Here is a 17,779-nt window from a genome sequence, read left to right on the forward strand (position 1 = left end):
CTCTCCTCCCTACCGGCCGCCGGCCGCGACGGCCTTCGCCCACAGTTCCAGGCCCTCGTCGATCTGTTCGGCCGTGACCACCAGCGCGGGGATCATCCGGACCGTGTTGAGGTGGATCCCGCACAGCAACAGCAACAGGCCGTGCTCGGCCGCGGCCTGCTGGGCGCGCCGGGCCGCCTCCGGGTCCGGGGTGCCGTCCGGGCGGCAGAACTCGCTGGCGGCCATCAGCCCGAGCCCGCGGACGTCGGCGATCCCGGGCGCCTCGGCGGCGACCGCCCGCAGCCCGGCCAGCAGCCGGGCGCCCTGCTCGGCCGCGTTCTCGACCAGCCGCTCCTCGCGCAGCACGTCCAGGGTCGCCAGCGCGGCGGCGCAGGCCACCGGGTTGCCCCCGTAGGTGCCGCCCTGCGAGCCGGGCCAGGCGCGGCCCATCAGCTCGGCGGGCGCGGCGATCGCGGACAGCGGGAAGCCGCTGGCCAGGCCCTTGGCGGTGATCAGGACGTCGGGGCGCACCCCTTCTTCGTACTGGTGCGCCCAGAACCGGCCGGTGCGGCCGAAGCCGGTCTGCACCTCGTCCACCACCAGCAGGATCCCGTGCCGGTCGGCCCGCTCGCGCAGCCCGGCCAGGAAGCCGGGCGGGGCCGGGACGTAGCCGCCCTCGCCGAGCACCGGCTCGACGAACATCGCGGCCGTCTCGGCGGGCGCGGAGACGGTGGCGAGCACCTCGTCCAGTCCGCGCAGGGCGTGCGCCACCGCCTCGTCCTCGGACAGCCCGAGCCGGAACGCGGCCGGGAAGGGCGCCACCGCGACCCCGGGCATCAGCGGGCCGATGCCGGCCCGGAACCGGGTGCCGGCCGTGGTGAGCGAGGCCGCGCCCATGGTGCGGCCGTGGAACGCGCCCTCGAAGACGATCACGTTCTGCCGTCCGGTGGCGTGCCGGGCGAGCCGCAGCGCGGCCTCCACCGCCTCGGTGCCGGCGGTGGCGTAGAACAGCGAGTCCAGGCCGGACGGCAGGACCTCGCCGAGCCGCTCGGTGAGCGTGAGGAGCTGGTCGTGCAGCACGGTCGTGTACTGCCCGTGGATGAGCCGGCCGGCCTGTTCCCGGACGGCCTCGACCACCTTCGGGTGACAGTGGCCGGTGCTGGTCACCCCCACGCCGGAGGTGAAGTCGAGGTGGCGGCGGCCGTCGGCGTCGTAGAGGTTCAGTCCTTCGCCGCGTACGGCGACGACCGGGGTGGCCTGCTTGAGCGCCGGGGAGAGCTGGGACACGGGGCCTGCCTTCACGGGTTGGTCCTGCCTTCACGGATGTCGTCTCGGGGGTCGTGACCGGCGCCGTCGCGGACGTCGTCACGGGTGTCGTCTCGGGTGTCATGGCCGGCGTCGTCACGGACGTCGTCGCAGGTGGGCGGTGTCGGGCCGGCGGGCGGCAGGTAGCCGGCCTCGGCGGCCCAGGTGAGCGCGGCCGACCACCACCGCGGGGTCGGCGCGGCGAACCGCACGCCCAGGCGGTCGAGCACCGCGGTGGTGTACGAGCTGTCCACCAGGACGCGGCGCTCCTCCTGCGCCGCCCAGGCCGCGGCCACCCGGGCGGCCGTCGGGTGGCGGCGCTCGGCCCGGGCGAGGGCGGCCGCGAAGGCCGCCTCGTCGGTGAGCCGTACGGCGTGGCCGTGCCCGGCCAGCCACCGCACCAGCTCGTCGTGCGGGACGGCGTGCGGCGTCTCCACGTGGTACGCGCCGGGCGCGGCGTACGGGTCGAGGGCGATCGCGGCGATCCCGGCGGCCACCGTGTCCACGTACGAGAACGCGAAGGCGGTGCCCGGCCGGCTCGGCGCGGTGCCGGCCAGCAGGTAGCCACGGAGCAGCTGGTAGATCCGGTTGTCGCCGGCGTTGGCCTGGAACGCGCCGGTCCGGCTGTGCGCCGCGATGTGGCCGCTGCGGTGCAGGTAGGCGGCGTGCCCGCGGGCGGCCCAGGCCCGGACGGCCTGTTCGGCCCGGTACTTGGTCCGCTCGTACGGGGTGCGGAAGTGCTGGCCGATCTCCAGGTCCGCCTCGCTGAAGCGGCGCGGCGGGCCGTCGACGCCGCCCGAGACGGCCAGCGTGGAGACGTGGTGGACCCGGGCGTCCGGGGCGTGCTCCCCGACCCAGTCGAGCAGTCGGCGCACCGCCGTGTGGTTGGTGCGCTCCAGCTCGTCGGGTGAGGCCACCAGTCGGACGTCCGCCGCCGCGTGCACCACCAGGTGGGCGCCCCGGGCGTGTTCCAGTGCGGCCGGGGAGAGGCCGAGGCCGTCCCGGTCGATGTCCCCGGCGAGCGCCCGGGCGGGCCGGACCGTGCCCGCCGGGCCGGTGCCGAGCCGCTTCAGCGCCTCGTTGTCGTCGGCGGCCCGCACCAGGCAGGTGACCTCGGCGCCGCGTGCCAGGAAGGCCTCCAGCAGGTGCCGCCCGAGGTAGCCGGTGGCGCCGGTGAGCAGCACCCGGGCGGGTTCGCGCACCGTCGCCCGGGCCGTCGGGGCGACACCGGGGTGCAGCAGTTGGCCGGAGGTGGACAGCGGTGCCCGGACGGGCGGTGCGGCCTCCGGCGCCTCGGCGTCGGCCCGCGCGTCGGCCTGGCCGACGACCTCGGCCCGCGCCTCGGCCGCCACGGCGCGGGCGAACCGCCCGGTGATCCGCTCGGCGGCGGGGTGCGACAGGCCGGGCCGGCCGTACACCAGGTCGGCGACCAGCCGTTGCTCCACCACCCGTGCGGTGAGCCGCAGTTCGTACAGCGGGTCGCCGCCCGTACAGCGGGCCGTGCCGGCCTGTTCGGCGGCGACGGTCCAGTCCAGCGCGGGCTCCTCGGGCAGCCGGAAGGTGCCGAGGAAGTTGAAGCCGACGGCGGGCCGTCCGCCGGGCCCGTCCATCGGCCGGACGGGGGCCTCGCGCAGCCGCCGGGCCACGGTGTCCGGAGTGGCCCCGGCGTCCAGCTCGACGTGCTTGACGGCGGTGAACCAGCCGACGGTGTCCAGGAATTCGCCCGGATCGCCGACCGCGTCCCGGCCGTGGGTCTCGACCTCCACCGCGAGCCGGGGGCGGCCGCCGTCACCGGTGACGGCCTCGGCGAAGGCGGCCAGCAGTACGGCCTCCAGCCCGGCCCCGGCACCGTGCCGGGCGATCAGCCGGGCGGTGGCGTCCGGGTCGAGCGCCCAGCTGAGCGCGGCGGGCTCCTCGACCTCTCCGATCTCCCCGACCTCCCCGGCTTCCCCGACAGCGGCGTCCCCGGCGACGGGTTCCGCCGCGTCGGAGGACGAGACCGCCGCCCAGGCGTAGAAGTCCGCCGTCGGCGGCAGGTCGACCGGCTTCCGGTCGAGCACCGCCCGGTACGCGTGCGCCAGGTCGTCCAGCAGGATCCGCCAGGACAGCCCGTCGACCACCAGGTGGTGCGCGATCAGCGCGAGCCGGTCGTCGGTGCCGGGCGGGCCGGTGAACAGGTGGGCGCGCAGCAGCCGGCCGGCCGACGGGTCGAGGCTGCGGTGGAGTTCGGTGCAGACCCCGGCGACGGTGTCGGCGATCTCCCCGGCCGCGCGCGGGATCCGGGAGAAGGAGACCGGGTCGAGCTCGGCCACCGCCCGGACCTCGCCGCAGCCGTCCGGGGCGACCGGCCGGCGCAGCGCCGGGTGCCGTTCCAGGACGGCCGCGACGGCCGCCGACAACGCCTCCGGGTCGACGGCGGTGCGACAGCGCAGCAGCACCGACTGGTTCCAGTGCCGCAGGTCCCGCACCGTCCGCTGCCGGTACAACCACCGCTGGGCCGGGGCGAGTCGGCGACCGCTCGTGGAGCCGCGCGGGGCCGGGACGGACGGCGCGACCGGGACGGCGACCGCCGCCAGGCCCTCCGCCGTCGGGTACCGGTAGAAGTCCTCGTAGGCGACCCGCAGGCCGGAACGCCGCAGGAGGGCGATGGTGCGCATGGCGAGGATGGAGTCCCCGCCGAGGCCGAGCACGTCGGCGCGCGGCCCGACGGCGGGCAGGCCCAGGGCGCCCGCCCAGAACCGGGCGATCTCCCCGGCCGGTCCGCTCCCCGCGCCGCCGTTCACCCCGGTGTCGTCCGGTTCGGTGCCGTCCGACCCGGTGTCGCCCGACTCAGCCCGGGCCTCGACCAGTTCGGCCGCCAGCTCGGCCAGCCGCTGCCGGTCGAGCTTGCCGTTCGGTCCGACCGGGAACCGCGGCAGCACCAGGATCGGCTGCGGCACGGAGTAGCCGGGCAGCCGGTCCCGCAGGTGCGCCCGCAGCCCGTCCAGGCTCCCAGCCCCGTCCAGGCCCCCCGTCCCGTCCGCGCCGTCCAACAGCCGGACGACACCGATAAGTTGGTTGCCGAGCGCGGTCTCCCGAAGCAGCGCCGCCGAGCGGGCGACGCCCGGGTGGCCGTCCATCGCCCGCTCGACCTCGGCGAGGTCCACCCGGTAGCCGCGGACCTTGACCTGGCGGTCCACCCGGCCCAGGAAGACCAGGCTGCCGTCCGGCCGCCGCCGGCACAGGTCGCCCGTGCGGTAGACGAGCCGGCCGTCGCGCCGGACGAAGCCGCGGGCGGTCTCGTCCGGCCGGCCGAAGTACCCGGCGGCCACGCCCCGGCCGCCGATGAGCAGTTCGCCCACCGAGCCGTCCGGAACCGCCCGGCCGTCGCCGTCCACCACGGTCAGCAGCACCTCGCCGATCGCGGTGCCGATCGGTACGGTCGGCTCCTCGGCGGGCAGTTGGCGGGCGGAGGTGACGAGCAGGCAGGTGGCGCCGACGGTGGTCTCGGTCGGTCCGTAGTGGTTGGCCAGCCGCGCGGTGGTGCCGCCGTCGAGCAGGGCGGCGGCGAGCGGGCGGGGCAGCGCCTCGCCGCCGAGCAGCACGGTGTGCAGCGGCGGGGAGTCGGCCGGGCGGCCCTCCAGCAGGGCGGTCAGGTGCGAGGGGGTGGTCTTCAGCACGTCCACCCGGGCCCGCCGCAGCGAGGCCCAGAAGGCTTCCGGGTCGCGCACCTCGCGGTCCGGCACGAGGTGCACCGAGCCGCCGGTGGCCAGGGCGAGCAGCCAGGCGGTGTGGCCGAGGTCGGCGGCCAGGGTGGTGACGTGGGCGGCGCGGGGCGCGTCGGCCTCGGTGAGGTCGAGCCGCCCGGCCAGGGCCCGGGCGTAGTGCACGGCGTTGGCGTGGGTGACGGCCACCGCCTTGGGCTCGCCGCTCGACCCGGAGGTGAAGGAGAGGTACGCGAGGTCCTCGCCCCGTACCTCGGTGGCCACCGGGGGCAGCTCCGGCAGCGCCTCGACGTCCACCACCTCCCCGCCGAGGCCGCCCTCGGTGGCGAGCACCCGGGCCACCCGGACGGAGGCCAGCCGCCGGGCCAGGTCGGCCGCCGACCAGTCCGGATCGGCGAGCACGGCCGCCGCGCCCGCGCGCAGCACGCCGTACAGCAGCACCAGTATCCGGGCGTCCCGGGGCCCGAGCAGGGCGACCCGGTCGCCCCGGCGGGTGCCGGCGGCGGCCAGCCGGGCGGCGATCCGGTCGGCCGCGGTGTCGACCGTGCGGTAGTCGAAGGTGCGGACGCCGTCGCCCAGGGCGGGCCGGTCGGGGTGCGCCCGGGCGTGGTGGGCGAGCAGGTCGGGCAGCGAGCGGGCCCGGTGGGCGGGGTCGGCCGAATGGCCGCAGGCCGCGGACCGGAGGTGCTGCGTCGCGGAGGTCACGCCGACTCGTCCCCCGTCCGGCCCGCCCGGGCGGGCCCGGCGGCCACTCCCGGGTCGCCCACCAGGTAGCCGTCCAGCAGCTCCCGCTCGGGCAGCCGTCCGGCCAACTCCCAGGCCAGCATGCGGTGCAGGCCGTCGAGGTGGATCAGTCCCGACCGGAGCACGAGGTCCCCGTAGTCGGAGTGGTCGACCGGGGCGGTGCTGAGGAAGACGGGCGTGAGCGGGGCCCACCTCAGCAGCCGCAGCTTCGCCGCGCAGACCGGGTTGGCGGCGGTCCAGGCCGCTCCGCCCGCGCGGATCCGCTCGGCCGCCTCGCCCACCGTCAGCCCGGAGCGCGGCACCAGTTCGAGCTCCCCGCCCTCGCTCAGGTGCCAGGGCAGCACGATGCCCAGGACGTCCGTCCGGGAGAGCCGGATCCGCCACCAGCCGCCGGGGATGCGGTCGGCACGGTCGAGGTTCTCCTCGCCGTACATGTTGCTGTTCGCCTCGTGGGCCCGATCCACCGGGTGGTCCCGCAGGTAGGCGTCGTGGACCTCGGGGTAGGCGACGGCTGTGACGATCTCCACGGCAGTGCTCCTCAGACGGTTCCGGTGTACTCGGTGCGGGCGTGTTCGCTGCCGGTGTACTCGGTGAAGTGCCGCTCCGCGAACAGCTCGGGCCACTGGCCGTCGGCCAGGTCCAGTTCGCGGGCCCGGGCGAGCATCTGCCGCCAGTACGGCTTCACCGGGCGCCAGCGCGCTCCCACCTGGCAGTAGGAGGCGTCGACGAAGTACCGGGGGCGGCCCGGCCCTTCGGGTGCCGGCCGGCGGGTGTGGAACAGCGCCGAGTTGAGCAGCACGGTGGAGCCGGGCGGCAGCCGGTCGATGACCACCTCGCCGGGCAGTTCGCCGGTGCCGTGGTGGGCGTAGGCGGACTTGCCGACGGTGCGCAGGTGCGAGCCGGGCAGCACGGCCAGGCTGCCGACCTTCTCGTCCAGTCCGCCGAGGTAGTGCAGCGCGTGGACCATCAGCAGCGACGGGTCGGAGCGGTCGTTGGGCTCGCAGTCGTGGTGCCAGGCCTTGCCCGGGATCCCCGGGTCCTGGCGGTCGCTGTGCAGGTGGTGGAAGACGAAGTCCGGCCCGAGCAGGCGGGTCAGGGTGCGCAACAGGGGCGGGTGGGTGAGGAGTTCGCCGTGGGCGGGCAGTTCCAGTTCCAGCAGCGGGGGCGGTCCGTGCCGTAAGGGGTCGGCGCACGCGGCGATCGACCGGGCCCGCAGGCCTTCGTCGACCCACCGGTCCACCTCGGGCGCGAGCCGTTCGCGCAGCGCTTCCGGCAGCAGGCCGGGCAGGACCAGGTACCCGGACTCCAGGAACTGGCGGCGGTGCTCGGTGTCGAGGGCCTCACGCCCTCCGGAGGACGGCGTCACCGAACCGATCCCCTCCTTCCGTTCGGCGGGGAACACACAGGGAATCGGCGCCACGGGACGTGGCGCGGGCAGTGGGGGCACACGGCGTCATCCAGACCTCGGGTGGCGGCGGAGCGTCCGTCACAGGCGCCTCGGCCGCCACAGCTGAATCGTGATCACCACGAAGAGGCATGCGTTGATCACGCAAGGTAGTCCGCCTCAGGAGTATGAACCTGTCTTCGCGTCCACGACAAGACCAATGCCAACCCGTGGACACCTTCCCGCCACCGTGCCGTTCAGCTCCGGCCACCAGTCGTCTCCCGTCCCACGGGGAACTCCGGTCCGTTCGCGCCCCGGTGATTCGCCGCCGCAACAGCGGATGCGGCACAGTGAGGTCATGAGCGACAGGAGTCACCCCGCCCCCGGACCGGTCCGGCGCCGCCCGGTCCAGCAGCGCAGCCTGGAGCGGTACGGCCGCATCCTGGACGCCTGCGCCGGGCTGCTGGACGAGGTCGGGGCGACCGCGCTCACCACCAAGGAGGTCGCCCAGCGCGCCCAGGTGCCGATCGGCACCCTGTACCAGTTCTTCGCCGGCAAGGAGGACCTGCTGGCGGCGCTCGCCACCCGCAACCTCGACCACTACCTCCAGCGCCTGGACGCCCGGCTGGCCGCCGCCGCGCCGGTCGGCCCCGCCGTCTTCACCGATCTCGCGGTGGAGGAGTTCGTGGCGATGAAGCGCGCGGTGCCGGGCTTCGGCCAGCTGGACTTCGGCCTGGCCGGACCGGCCGTCCCCACCGGCGTCCGGGACGACCGGTACCTGCTGGACGCGGGCGTGGACAACAACACCGCCGTCGCCCTGCGGCTCCAGGCGCTCGGCGGCGAACTGTTCCGGGCGGGCGACCCGACGGCCGTCATGCTGACCCTGCGGGTGGCCCTGGAGGCCGCCGACGCGGTGCTCAAACTGGCCTTCCGGGAGGCCCCGGACGGCGATCCGGCGCTGATCGCCGAGTGCAAGCGGCTGGTCCGCGGCTACCTCGCGCAACAGCCGTCCGCCCGCTGAGGCCCGGCCCCGCGGGCCCCGCCCGCCCGAGGCGTTGCGCGCCCGCCGCCCCCGCAGCACAGTGGATAGCGGGAACCGTCCGCGGAGGCGGCCCGGCACACGACCCGAGGGAGCAGACCATGCACGCGGCGGTAGGTGACCGGCTCCACATCCACAGCAGGTCGGTGGGCATGGTGGACCAGAAGGGCGAGATCGTCGAGGTGCGCGGCACCGACGGCGAACCGCCGTACGTGGTCCGCTTCGAGGACGGCCACGAGGGCCTGATCTACCCCGGCCCCGACTGCAACATCGAACAGCGCCAGGCGGGACGCTGACCCACTCCCCCGCCACCCCGCCCCGCGCGAGGTGGTGAGGAGCGGTGTCCGCCCCCACGACCCCGCTGCCCGGGGCACTCGCCGGACTCGCGCCACTGCTGGACCACTACGGGTACCTCGCGGTGGCCGTGCTCGTCCTGCTGGACAACTGCGGCGTCCCGGTGCCCGGGCAGACCGTCCTGGTGCTGGCCTCGGTGTACGCCGGCACCGGGCACCTCGACCTCGCCGCCGTCCTGCTGATCGCGACCGGCGCCGCCGCGCTCGGCAACGGCCTCGGCTACCTGATCGGCCGCACCGGCGGACGCGCTTTCGTCCACCGCTGGGGCCGCTACGTGCTGCTCACCCCGGCCCGGATGGAGCGCGCGGACGGCTTCTTCGCCCGGCACGGCGGCAAGGTGGTCGCGGTCGCCCGCTTCGTGGACGGGCTGCGCCAGTACAACGGGATCATCGCCGGGACCACGGAGATGCCCTGGCGCCGGTTCCTGGCGTTCAACCTGCTCGGCGCGGTGCTGTGGACGGCGGTCTGGGGCACCTTCGGCTACCTCGCCGGCGCCAACATCGGCGCCGTCTACCACACGGCGCTGCGCTACCAGGTCTGGTTCGCGGTCGGGTTGGGCGTGCTGGTCGCCGCCCTCCTGCTCCGGCAGGTGCTGCGCTACCGGCGCCGGCGCCGCGCGGGCACCGACGCCGACGCCGACTCCGACCCCGACGCCGGCTCCGGCTCCGGCTCCGGCTCCGGGTAGCCGGAGGTCAACGCAGCGGGAACACCTCGAACGGCACCGCGAAGCGCGTCCCCAGCCGGCTGCCCGCGCCCCGGCCGAAGCCCTCCAGAAACTCCCGCGGCTCCGCCATCGCCCCGCCCAGCCCGGCCAGGTACGCCTTGTGCTCCTCCAGCGAGGCGACACCCTGGTCGAAGGTCCCGGTGGTGTCCACCGCGTGCTTCGCCTCCGGCGAGGCCACCGCCCAGATCTGCCGCACGCCGTTCCACGGCTCGTGGCCCTCGTCCAGCAGCTCGCGGAACACCCAGCGGTTCCCGGCGTCCCGGACCCCGTCCAGGGTGGCCCGGCCGACCGCGACGTGGTCGGCCTGGTTGAGGAACACCCCGCCGTAGGTGTCCCGGAAGTTGCTGGTGATCACGATGTCCGGCCGGTGCCGGCGCACCACCCGGGCGATGTCCCGGCGCAGCGGCAGCCCGTACTCCACCACGCCGTCCGGGTGGCCGAGGAACTCCACGGTGTCGACGCCGACCACGCGCGCCGAGGCGATCTGCTCCGCCTCGCGCAGCGGACCGCACTCGGCCGGGTCCAGCGTGTCGATGCCCGCCTCGCCGCTGGTCACCATCACGTAGACGACCTTCTTGCCCTGCGAGGTCCAGCGGGCGACGGCCGCGGCCCCGCCGTACTCCATGTCGTCGGGGTGGGCGACGATCGCCAGCGCCGTCCGCCAGTCCTCGTCGACGGGCTCGAAGGGCTCGGGGGCCTGCTCGGTCATGCTGCTCGTTCCTCTCGGTGCGGCTCGGGGTCGTCCGGCGGTACGGACGTACGGGGGTATCACAGTCGTACGTCCGTACCACGCGTGACTCTAGAAGACCCGCGTCCCCCACACCCCGTCAGACACCTCCGTGGCCAGGCGGCTTGCCCCTGACGCAAGGGTCAGGGGTTAGCGTCCGGGCGTCCCGCGGCGGCACCGACCGCCGCCGCCTCCCCCGCCCGCTCAGAGGAGTGCCGCCATGGCCCTGCCCACCACCGCCCGCGTCGTCCGGCTGACCGCCGCACCGGCCGGACTGCCCGCCCCCGGGGACTTCACCGTGACCGAGGAGCCGCTGGCGGCGCCCGGCCCCGGGGAGGTGCTCGTCCGCAACCGGGCCTTCCTGGTCTTCCCCGGGCTGCGCACGCTGATCGGCGGCGTGGGCTCCGGCCTGCCGATGCCGCACATCGCCCCCGGGGACGCGCTGTTCGGGCCCGCCCTCGGCGAGGTGCTGGCCGCACCGGAGGACGGGCCGCTGCGCCCCGGCGACCTGGTCACCCACCTGAACGGCTGGCGGAGCCACGCGCTCGCCGAGGCCGCGCATTTCACCCCCGTCCCGTCGGACTTCCCGGACCCGCTCGCCCTGGTCTCCGCCGCCTCGGCCGGCTACGGCGGGCTGACCCGCTCCGCCGGGGTGCGCCCGGGCGACGTGGTGCTGGTGACCGGCGCGGCCGGCGCGGTCGGCACGGTGGCCGGGCAGGTCGCCCGGCTGCTCGGCGCCGCCCGGGTGATCGGCACCACCCGCTCGCCCGCCAAGGCGGAGCGGCTGACCGCCGAACTCGGCTACGACGCGGCGCTGGTGCCCGGCGGGCGGCCCTTCGCCGGGCAACTGGCCGCGGCGGCACCGGAGGGCGTCGACGTCGTGCTGGACCTGGTCGGCGGCGAGCAGCTGACCGCCGCCGTGGACGCGGCCCGGCACGGCGCCCGGTTCGCCCTGGTCGGCGCGTTGGACGGCCAGCTCGCACCGGAACGCCGGGGCGGCGACGCACCCGCCGTGATCGACGCCTTCCGGGTCGCCACCCTCGGCCTGAGCCTGCGCGGCTTCACCGTGCTCGACCACCCGGACCTGGAGGCCGAGTGGCGGGAGCGCCTGGCCGGCTGGCTGCGCGCCGGGGAGATCGTCCTGCCCCGGACGCCGGTGGCGGGCATCGACCGGGCCGTCGGAGCGTTGACCGGACTGTTCACCGGGGACACCTTCGGGACGACCGTCGTGGAACTCTGACGACCAGGGAGCGGGCATGCGGATCGGGGACGCGGCAGCGGCGGCGGGCACCACACCCAGGGCGCTGCGCTTCTACGAACAGCGCGGCCTCCTCCGACCGCCCGCCCGCTCCGCCTCCGGCCAGCGCGAGTACGGCCACGCCGAGGTCGCCCGGGTCCGGGTGATCCGCCAACTCCTCGCCACCGGGCTGACGGTGGACGACCTGGCCAGCCGGGCCCACCGCCTCGACCTGCTCGACCAGGACCCGCCGGTGCGCTGCTCCGGCTCCCCCGGTCCCGACACCTTCGCCCCCGTCGTCCACGCCCGGCTGGCCGCGCTGGACGCCGAGATCGCCCGCCTCACCGCGCTGCGCGCCAGGCTCGCCCACCACATCGCCACCGGCGGCGTGGACGTCCCGGCCGGGGACTGACGGACGCCCGGGTCACCGGCCTCCGCAACGGACTCGCCCGGCACCTCGCGACGGGGGGGGGCGGGGGTGGGGGGGGGGGGGGGGGGGGGGGGGTTGGGGGGGGGGGGGGGGGGCCCGGGGGGGGGGGGGGGGGCCCCCCCCCCCCCGCGGGGCCCCCTCTCACCCTCGCGGGGTGCCGGGGGGGCCGCGGGCCGGGGGGGAGGCCCGGGGCACCGCCGTGTGGGGGAGGGGTGGGGGTCAGTCCTGCTGGTCCTCGGGGAGGCTGATCACCCAGCGGGTGTCCTGCCGGGGGCGCAGGTAGAACAGCCAGTAGAGGGTGGCGGCGGCGGTGATGCCGCCGGTCCACAGCAGGGGCTCGGTGTCCAGCTTGGTCATCACGTAGACCAGGACGGCGATCAGCACGACCGGGACGGCCGGCCACAGCGGCATCCGCCAGGCGGCGGCGTGCTTGTGGTGGCCGCGGCGGGAGAGCAGCGCGGCGATCGCGACCAGCAGGTACATCCCGGTGACGGCGACGCCGGTGATGTTGCTCAGCAGCTCGCCCTTGACGAAGCAGAGCGCGGCGCCGGGCAGGCCGACCGCCAGGGTGGCGATCCACGGCGAGCCGAACCGGCCGAGGGTGCCGAAGGCCTTGTTGACCGGCTCCGGCCAGGCCTTGTCGCGGGCGGAGGCGAACAGCACCCGGGAGTTCTGGATGACCATGACGATGCCGGCGTTGATGATGGCCAGCGCGACGCAGAGGCTGATGAAGGTGCCGACCGCGGAGTTGCTCCAGGCGGTGACCATGCCGGAGATGTCGCCGGAGGCCAGGGTCTGCAGGTCGGGGGCGCCCATGGTGATCGCGACGACCGGGACCAGGATGATCGCGGAGGAGATGCCGAGCGTCCACAGCACGGTGCGCGAGACGTTGCGGCGCGGGTTCTCCAGCTCCTCGGACAGGTAGACGGCGGTGGAGAAGCCCTGGGTGATGAACAGGGCGATGCCGAGCGCGCCGACGATGGCGCCGACGCTCACCGTGGTGGTGGCGCCGCCGTCCCCGGTGACCACGCCGTGCAGCAGGCTGGGGGCGTCGCTGTTGGTGTGGGCGAAGCCGAGCACCGAGACGACGCCGGCCGCGATGACCTCCAGGACCAGGAAGACGCCGGTGATCCAGGCGTTGGCGCGCAGGTCGAGCAGGCCGGCCAGGGTGGCGGCCAGCATCACGGCGGCGCCGGTCATGGCCTTGTCGAGGTGCAGGACGGGCGCGAGGTAGTCGGCGGTGCCGAGGGCGATGACCGAGGGGACGATCATCACCACGATCAGGGAGAGCACGAAGACCAGCCAGCCCATCAGCCGCCCGGCCAGGGTGCCGACCATCGCGTACTCGCCGCCGGCGCTGGGGATCAGGGTGCCGAGTTCGGAGTAGCAGAACGCGACCGCGACGCAGAGCACGGTGCCGATCGCGATGGCCAGCGCGGTGGCGCTGCCGATGCTGGAGAACAGCTCCGGCACGATCACGAAGAGCGTCGAGGCGGGGGTGACGCAGGACAGCGTGAGCAGGGTGCCGCCCACGACGCCGATCGAGCGCTTGAGCTGCTGGGGCGCTGCCGCCTCGGCCGCGGGGGCGGCTACGGTCTGTGGCGGGCGAAGCGTGTCGGTCATGTGGCTTCCGATCGGCTCTGTGCGGTGCTGGGGTGGGAGCGGTATCGCCTCCGCTGGCTGGTTGCTCGGTGTCCGGTTCCAGGCGCTCCCTGGCCGCCATGGAACCTTGGGCGTATTGATCGCGTCAACGCCGGAACTGCTTCGGAATCCGTTGCGGTGAACGGCATAGACATACGATCCGATGATCACGGTCGGTCATTGCCAGCTTTGTCCGACTTGTTACTTTGGCCACATGGCAATTGAATCGAAGGTGAACAAAGAGGGCGGACCGCGATTCCAAGGTCGTACTTCGAGTGAGCGGTGATACGCCCAGGTGCCCCTGAGGCGCCCGGCAACTCCCCGGCGGGGTACGGGAACCGCAGCCCCCGCCCGGAAAGATCTAGGTAACGTTTCGGAACCCGGGACGCCGAAGGGGCCGGACTCCACGAGTCCGACCCCTTCGCTCACCGTCCGTGACGGCCGGCGCGGCTACGCCACCGGCAGCCAGCCCGTCTGGACCATCTGCCCGCTGGTCACGCGGCGTGACACGAAGACGGCGCGGCCCGGCGGCAGCGCCTGCGGCTTGACCGTCCCCAGCAGCGCGCCCTCGTCCCGGTTGCCGGAGAGGATCACGCCCTGGCCGCCGAGCTCGCGCATCCGCTGCAGCACCGGCTCGTACAACGAACGGCCGGCGCCGCCCGCGCTGCGGGCCACGATCACCCGCAGGCCGATGTCGCGGGCGAACGGCAGGAACTCGGCCAGCGGGGCCAGCGGGTTGCCCGAGCTCGTCGCGACCAGCTCGTAGTCGTCGACGATCACGAACATGTCCTTGCCGCTGTACCAGCTGCGGTTGCGCAGCTGCTCGGCGGTCACGTCCGGGCCCGGCAGGCGGCGCGAGCAGGCGCCGCGCAGCATGTCCACGATGGCCGCCATGGCCGGCTGCGCGGCCGCGTACTCCACCAGGTACTCCGGCGGCACGGTGCCGAGCAGCGCGCGCCGGTAGTCGCCGACCACGATGCCGGCCTGGTCCGGGGTGTACCGCTCGGTGATCTGCTTGATCAGCATCCGCAGCACCGCCGACTTCCCGGACTCGGTGTCGCCGAAGACGATGAACAGCGGGTCGGTCTCGAAGTTGACGAAGACCGGTGCCAGCTCCGCCTCGTCCACGCCGAAGGCGACGCCGCGCTCCGGGTGCTCGAAGCCCTTCGGCAGCGCGTGGCCGTCCAGGACGGCCGGCAGCATCCGCACCTGCGGGGCGCGCGGGCCGGTCCAGGCCCCGTCGACGGCGGCGACCAGCCCGGCCACGCCGTTCTGGAGGTCCTCCACCGAGGAGGAGCCGTCCAGCCGGGGCAGGCCGGACAGGAAGTGCAGCCGCTCCGGGGTGATGCCGCGCCCGGCCAGCGACGGGACGTTCTGCGCCACCCGGCGGTCGACCTCGGACTCCATCGCGTCGCCGAGCTTCAGCTCGGTCCGGTTCTGCAGCAGGTCCTTCAGGGCCGGGCGCACCTCGGCGTACCGGGCCGCGGTGATCACCAGGTGCACGCCGTAGCCGAGGCCGCGCTGGGCGATGTCGCCGATGACCGGCTCCAGGCCCTCGAACTCCTGCTTGAAGGTGTTCCAGCCGTCGATCACCAGGAAGACGTCGCCGAAGGCCTCGTCCGGCAGCCGGCCGGCCGCCCGGCGGGCCCGGTAGGTGGCGATGGTGTCGATCCCGGCGGCCCGGAACAGCTCCTCGCGCCGGTTGAGCACCCCGTGCACCTCGGAGACCATCCGGCGCACCTTGTCCACGTCCAGGCGCCCGGCCACCCCGCCGACGTGCGGCAGCCCGCCCAGCGACTGGAAGCTGCCCGCGCCGAAGTCGAGCAGGTAGAACTGCGCCTCCAGCGGGGTGTGGGTGAGGCCGAACGAGGCCACCATGGTGCGCACCACGGTCGACTTGCCGGAGCGCGGGCCGCCCACGATCAGACCGTGGCCGGCCGCCCCCGCGTAGTCGACCTCCAGGATGTCCGTCTTCTGCTCGCGCGGCCGGTCGACGATGCCGATCGGCGCCCGCAGCCGGCCCGCCGGGTAGCCGGGCGCGGTCAGCCCGCGCTCCGGCACGACCTGCAGCGGCGGCAGCAGGTGGTCCATGCTCGGCGCCTCCTCCAGCGGCGGCAGCCACACCTGGTGCGCGGCCGGGCCCTGGCCGGCCATCCGCTGGACGAAGACGTCCAGGACGGTGTCCACCAGCGCGTCGTCCTGCTCCGGGGCCTGCGGGACGACCTCCACCTCCACCGGGTCCGGGAGGTCCACGAAGGCGGCGGTGAACTCCACCGGGCGGGTGTCGACCCGCCGCCCGCCGGTCGACCGCTGCTGCCCCGGCGCCCGGTACGGCCCCGAGACGTAGGCGGCCTTGAACCGGTCCATCACGTCCTCGCCGAACTTCAGGTAGCCGACACCCGGGACCGGAGGCAGGTGGTAGGCGTCCGGTACGCCGATCGCCGCCCGGGACTCCGCGGCCGAGAAGGTGCGCAGACCGATCCGGTACGACAGGTAGGTGTCCAGGCCGCGCAGCTTGCCCTCCTCCAGGCGCTGCGAGGCCAGCAGCAGGTGCACGCCCAGCGAGCGGCCGATCCGGCCGATCTGGATGAACATCTCGATGAAGTCGGGCTTGGCGCTGAGGAGTTCGGAGAACTCGTCGATGATCAGCACCAGCGAGGGCAGCGGGTCCAGCGCCGCGCCGGCCGCCCGGGCCCGCTCGTACTCGTGGATGTTGGCGTAGTTGCCCGCCGAGCGCAGCAGCTCCTGGCGGCGGTGCAGCTCGCCCTCGATCGCGTCGCGCATGCGGTCGACCAGGGTGAGCTCGCCCTCCAGGTTGGTGATCACCGCGGAGGTGTGCGGCATGTCCGCCATGCCGGAGAAGGTCGCACCGCCCTTGAAGTCGGCGAGGACGAAGTTCAGGATCTCCGAGGAGTGGGTCATCGCCAGCGCCAGCACCAGCGTGCGCAGCAGCTCCGACTTGCCGGAGCCGGTCGCGCCGACGCACAGGCCGTGCGGGCCCATGCCCTCCAGCGCGGCCTCCTTGATGTCCAGGTAGACGTGCTCGCCGTTGGCGCCGACGCCGATCGGCACCCGCATCCGCTCGTGCTGGGCGCGCGGGCGCCAGCTGCGGGCCACGTCGAAGGAGCCCGGGTCGCCCGAGCTCATCATGTCGGTGAAGTCGAGGTTGGACAGCAGCGGCTCGTCGTCCCCGCCGGCCGAGATCCGGTACGGCGCCAACTGCCGCGCCAGCGCCTCGGACTGCCACACCGAGAGCAGGTCCGGCTTGCCGGTGTACGTCGCGCCGGAGGCCGAGCGCAGCACCAGCTCCTCGGCGTTGACCGTCACCATCAGGTGCCCGCTGGGCTCGTCGACCTCGCCCGGCACCACCTCGATGACCGTCACGCCCTGCACGCCCTCCGGGCTCGCCAGCAGCGAGTCGTGCGGCACCCCGGCGCCGTCCATGACGACCACCAGGTGCGGCTGGTCGGCCGGCGGGGCCACCTCCCGCACGAAGCGCTGGCGGCCGGCCAGCTCGTCCTGGAGCAGGTACTCCAGGTCGCCCAGGTCGGCGGCGAACAGCCGGCGCGAGCCCGCGCCGTCGGCCTCCTTGCGGTGCTGGTTGTGCGGGAGCCACTTGGTCCACTCCCACTCCTCGGCCGCGCCGGGCGCGGCCGCGACCGCCACCATCAGGTCGTCCGGAGAGTGCAGGGTGGTCAGTTGGGCGATCATCGCGCGCACGTTCCCGTACACCGAGTCCGGGTCCCCGCACACCGTGATGTGGTAGAACGCCCGCAGCGAGACCGCCAGCGGCAGGTCCTGGAGGGTGCCGTGCGCCTTCAGGAAGGAGTGCATCGCGGCCGCCGACAGCGGCTCCAGCTCGTCCATCGGCGCGGTCTGCGGCGCCACCAGCGGCGTGGACAGCTGCACCGGCCCGAGGCCCACCCGGATCTGCGCGAAGTCGCCGTCCCCGGTGCGCCGTTCCCACAGCCGGCGGCCGTCCTCGACGATCGACCAGAGCTGGTCCGGGGCCGGGTTCAGGAACAGCAGCGCGCCGCGCTGGCGCTCCGCCGTGCGGCGCACCTGGCGGCGGGTCTGCTGGAGGTACTTCAGGTAGTCGCGCCGCTCGTCCGCCATCGCGGTCGAGCCGCCCTTGCGGGCCCGGACGATCTGCGCCAGCACCATGCCGACCGTCGAGGCGATCATCAGACCGCCCATGATCTTCATGGGTGCGGCGGCCCCCGGCGAGAAGAAGAACACCGCCGATCCGCCCATGCCCAGCATCGGCAGGATGCTCATCAGCCAGTCCTCGCCGCCCTGCCGGGGCAGTTCGGGCGGGCTCACCAGCTCCACCGGTTCGTCCGGCACGGTGGGCGGATACGCCCTGGCCGGTCGCTTGACCGTGATCACACCCATGTGTCATCCACCCCGCGGCGTCGATCGATCACTTCGGCATCAGCCCTCACGTGACTTGCGCACGCTCCGTACGGGAATCCGGTGACTGGGGACGCCCCACCCAGCGCAGCCCCCGT

12 protein-coding genes are annotated in these 17,779 nt (G+C 74.7%); 5 read left to right on the forward strand and 7 right to left on the reverse strand.

The genetic code is table 11. The features are described 5' to 3' along the window. Positions 1 to 9: 9 nt before the first annotated feature. From ACWDCZ_RS12560 to ACWDCZ_RS12575, 4 genes are read right to left on the reverse strand one after another with little or no spacing between them, the layout of a single operon-like run. Positions 10 to 1,266 (reverse strand): aspartate aminotransferase family protein, encoded by a 1,257-nt coding sequence (locus ACWDCZ_RS12560; protein WP_449815952.1) that lies wholly within the window; start codon positions 1,264 to 1,266, stop codon positions 10 to 12. An 11-nt stretch (positions 1,267 to 1,277) separates the two neighbouring features. Beyond that, on the reverse strand, positions 1,278 to 5,693 hold the full coding sequence (locus ACWDCZ_RS12565) for an AMP-binding protein (RefSeq protein WP_449815942.1): 4,416 nt from the start codon (positions 5,691 to 5,693) through the stop codon (positions 1,278 to 1,280). Next, positions 5,690 to 6,259 carry a DUF6309 family protein gene (locus ACWDCZ_RS12570; RefSeq protein ID WP_049659046.1) on the reverse strand — a complete coding sequence of 190 codons (570 nt, stop codon included), beginning with the start codon at positions 6,257 to 6,259 and terminating at the stop codon, positions 5,690 to 5,692. The genes ACWDCZ_RS12565 and ACWDCZ_RS12570 overlap by 4 nt, the downstream gene beginning before the upstream one ends. Positions 6,260 to 6,270: 11 nt before the next feature. Further along, complete coding sequence (locus ACWDCZ_RS12575) at positions 6,271 to 7,098, reverse strand: phytanoyl-CoA dioxygenase family protein (RefSeq protein WP_375875305.1); 828 nt, start codon at positions 7,096 to 7,098, stop codon at positions 6,271 to 6,273. A 376-nt stretch (positions 7,099 to 7,474) separates the two neighbouring features. On the opposite strand from ACWDCZ_RS12575, the gene ACWDCZ_RS12580 reads away from it, so the two are divergent. From ACWDCZ_RS12580 to ACWDCZ_RS12590, 3 genes are all read left to right on the forward strand, one after another. Further along, positions 7,475 to 8,137 (forward strand): TetR family transcriptional regulator, encoded by a 663-nt coding sequence (locus tag ACWDCZ_RS12580; protein ID WP_449815944.1) that lies wholly within the window; start codon positions 7,475 to 7,477, stop codon positions 8,135 to 8,137. A 119-nt stretch (positions 8,138 to 8,256) separates the two neighbouring features. Next, positions 8,257 to 8,451 carry a DUF1918 domain-containing protein gene (locus tag ACWDCZ_RS12585; protein WP_449815945.1) on the forward strand — a complete coding sequence of 65 codons (195 nt, stop codon included), beginning with the start codon at positions 8,257 to 8,259 and terminating at the stop codon, positions 8,449 to 8,451. A 44-nt stretch (positions 8,452 to 8,495) separates the two neighbouring features. Further along, the gene (locus ACWDCZ_RS12590) at positions 8,496 to 9,194 is read left to right on the forward strand and encodes a DedA family protein (protein WP_449815946.1); all 699 of its coding nucleotides are present in this window, start codon (positions 8,496 to 8,498) and stop codon (positions 9,192 to 9,194) included. 7 nt (positions 9,195 to 9,201) lie between these two features. Here the strand turns inward: ACWDCZ_RS12590 and ACWDCZ_RS12595 are convergent, their stop codons facing one another. Continuing rightward, positions 9,202 to 9,942: a PIG-L deacetylase family protein gene (locus ACWDCZ_RS12595; protein ID WP_416874465.1), complete on the reverse strand. Its 741-nt coding sequence runs from the start codon at positions 9,940 to 9,942 to the stop codon at positions 9,202 to 9,204. Positions 9,943 to 10,180: 238 nt separating this feature from the next. On the opposite strand from ACWDCZ_RS12595, the gene ACWDCZ_RS12600 reads away from it, so the two are divergent. Continuing rightward, on the forward strand, positions 10,181 to 11,200 hold the full coding sequence (locus tag ACWDCZ_RS12600; RefSeq protein WP_449815947.1) for an MDR family NADP-dependent oxidoreductase: 1,020 nt from the start codon (positions 10,181 to 10,183) through the stop codon (positions 11,198 to 11,200). A 16-nt stretch (positions 11,201 to 11,216) separates the two neighbouring features. Next, complete coding sequence (locus tag ACWDCZ_RS12605; protein WP_449815948.1) at positions 11,217 to 11,609, forward strand: MerR family transcriptional regulator; 393 nt, start codon at positions 11,217 to 11,219, stop codon at positions 11,607 to 11,609. A 237-nt stretch (positions 11,610 to 11,846) separates the two neighbouring features. Here the strand turns inward: ACWDCZ_RS12605 and ACWDCZ_RS12610 are convergent, their stop codons facing one another. Both ACWDCZ_RS12610 and eccCa read right to left on the reverse strand, forming a co-directional pair. Continuing rightward, the gene (locus tag ACWDCZ_RS12610; RefSeq protein WP_449815949.1) at positions 11,847 to 13,250 is read right to left on the reverse strand and encodes an APC family permease; all 1,404 of its coding nucleotides are present in this window, start codon (positions 13,248 to 13,250) and stop codon (positions 11,847 to 11,849) included. A 468-nt stretch (positions 13,251 to 13,718) separates the two neighbouring features. Next, positions 13,719 to 17,663: a type VII secretion protein EccCa gene (eccCa, locus tag ACWDCZ_RS12615; protein WP_449815950.1), complete on the reverse strand. Its 3,945-nt coding sequence runs from the start codon at positions 17,661 to 17,663 to the stop codon at positions 13,719 to 13,721. Between the last annotated feature and the right edge of the window lie 116 nt (positions 17,664 to 17,779).

The organism is Kitasatospora sp. NPDC001225 (genome assembly GCF_053597855.1).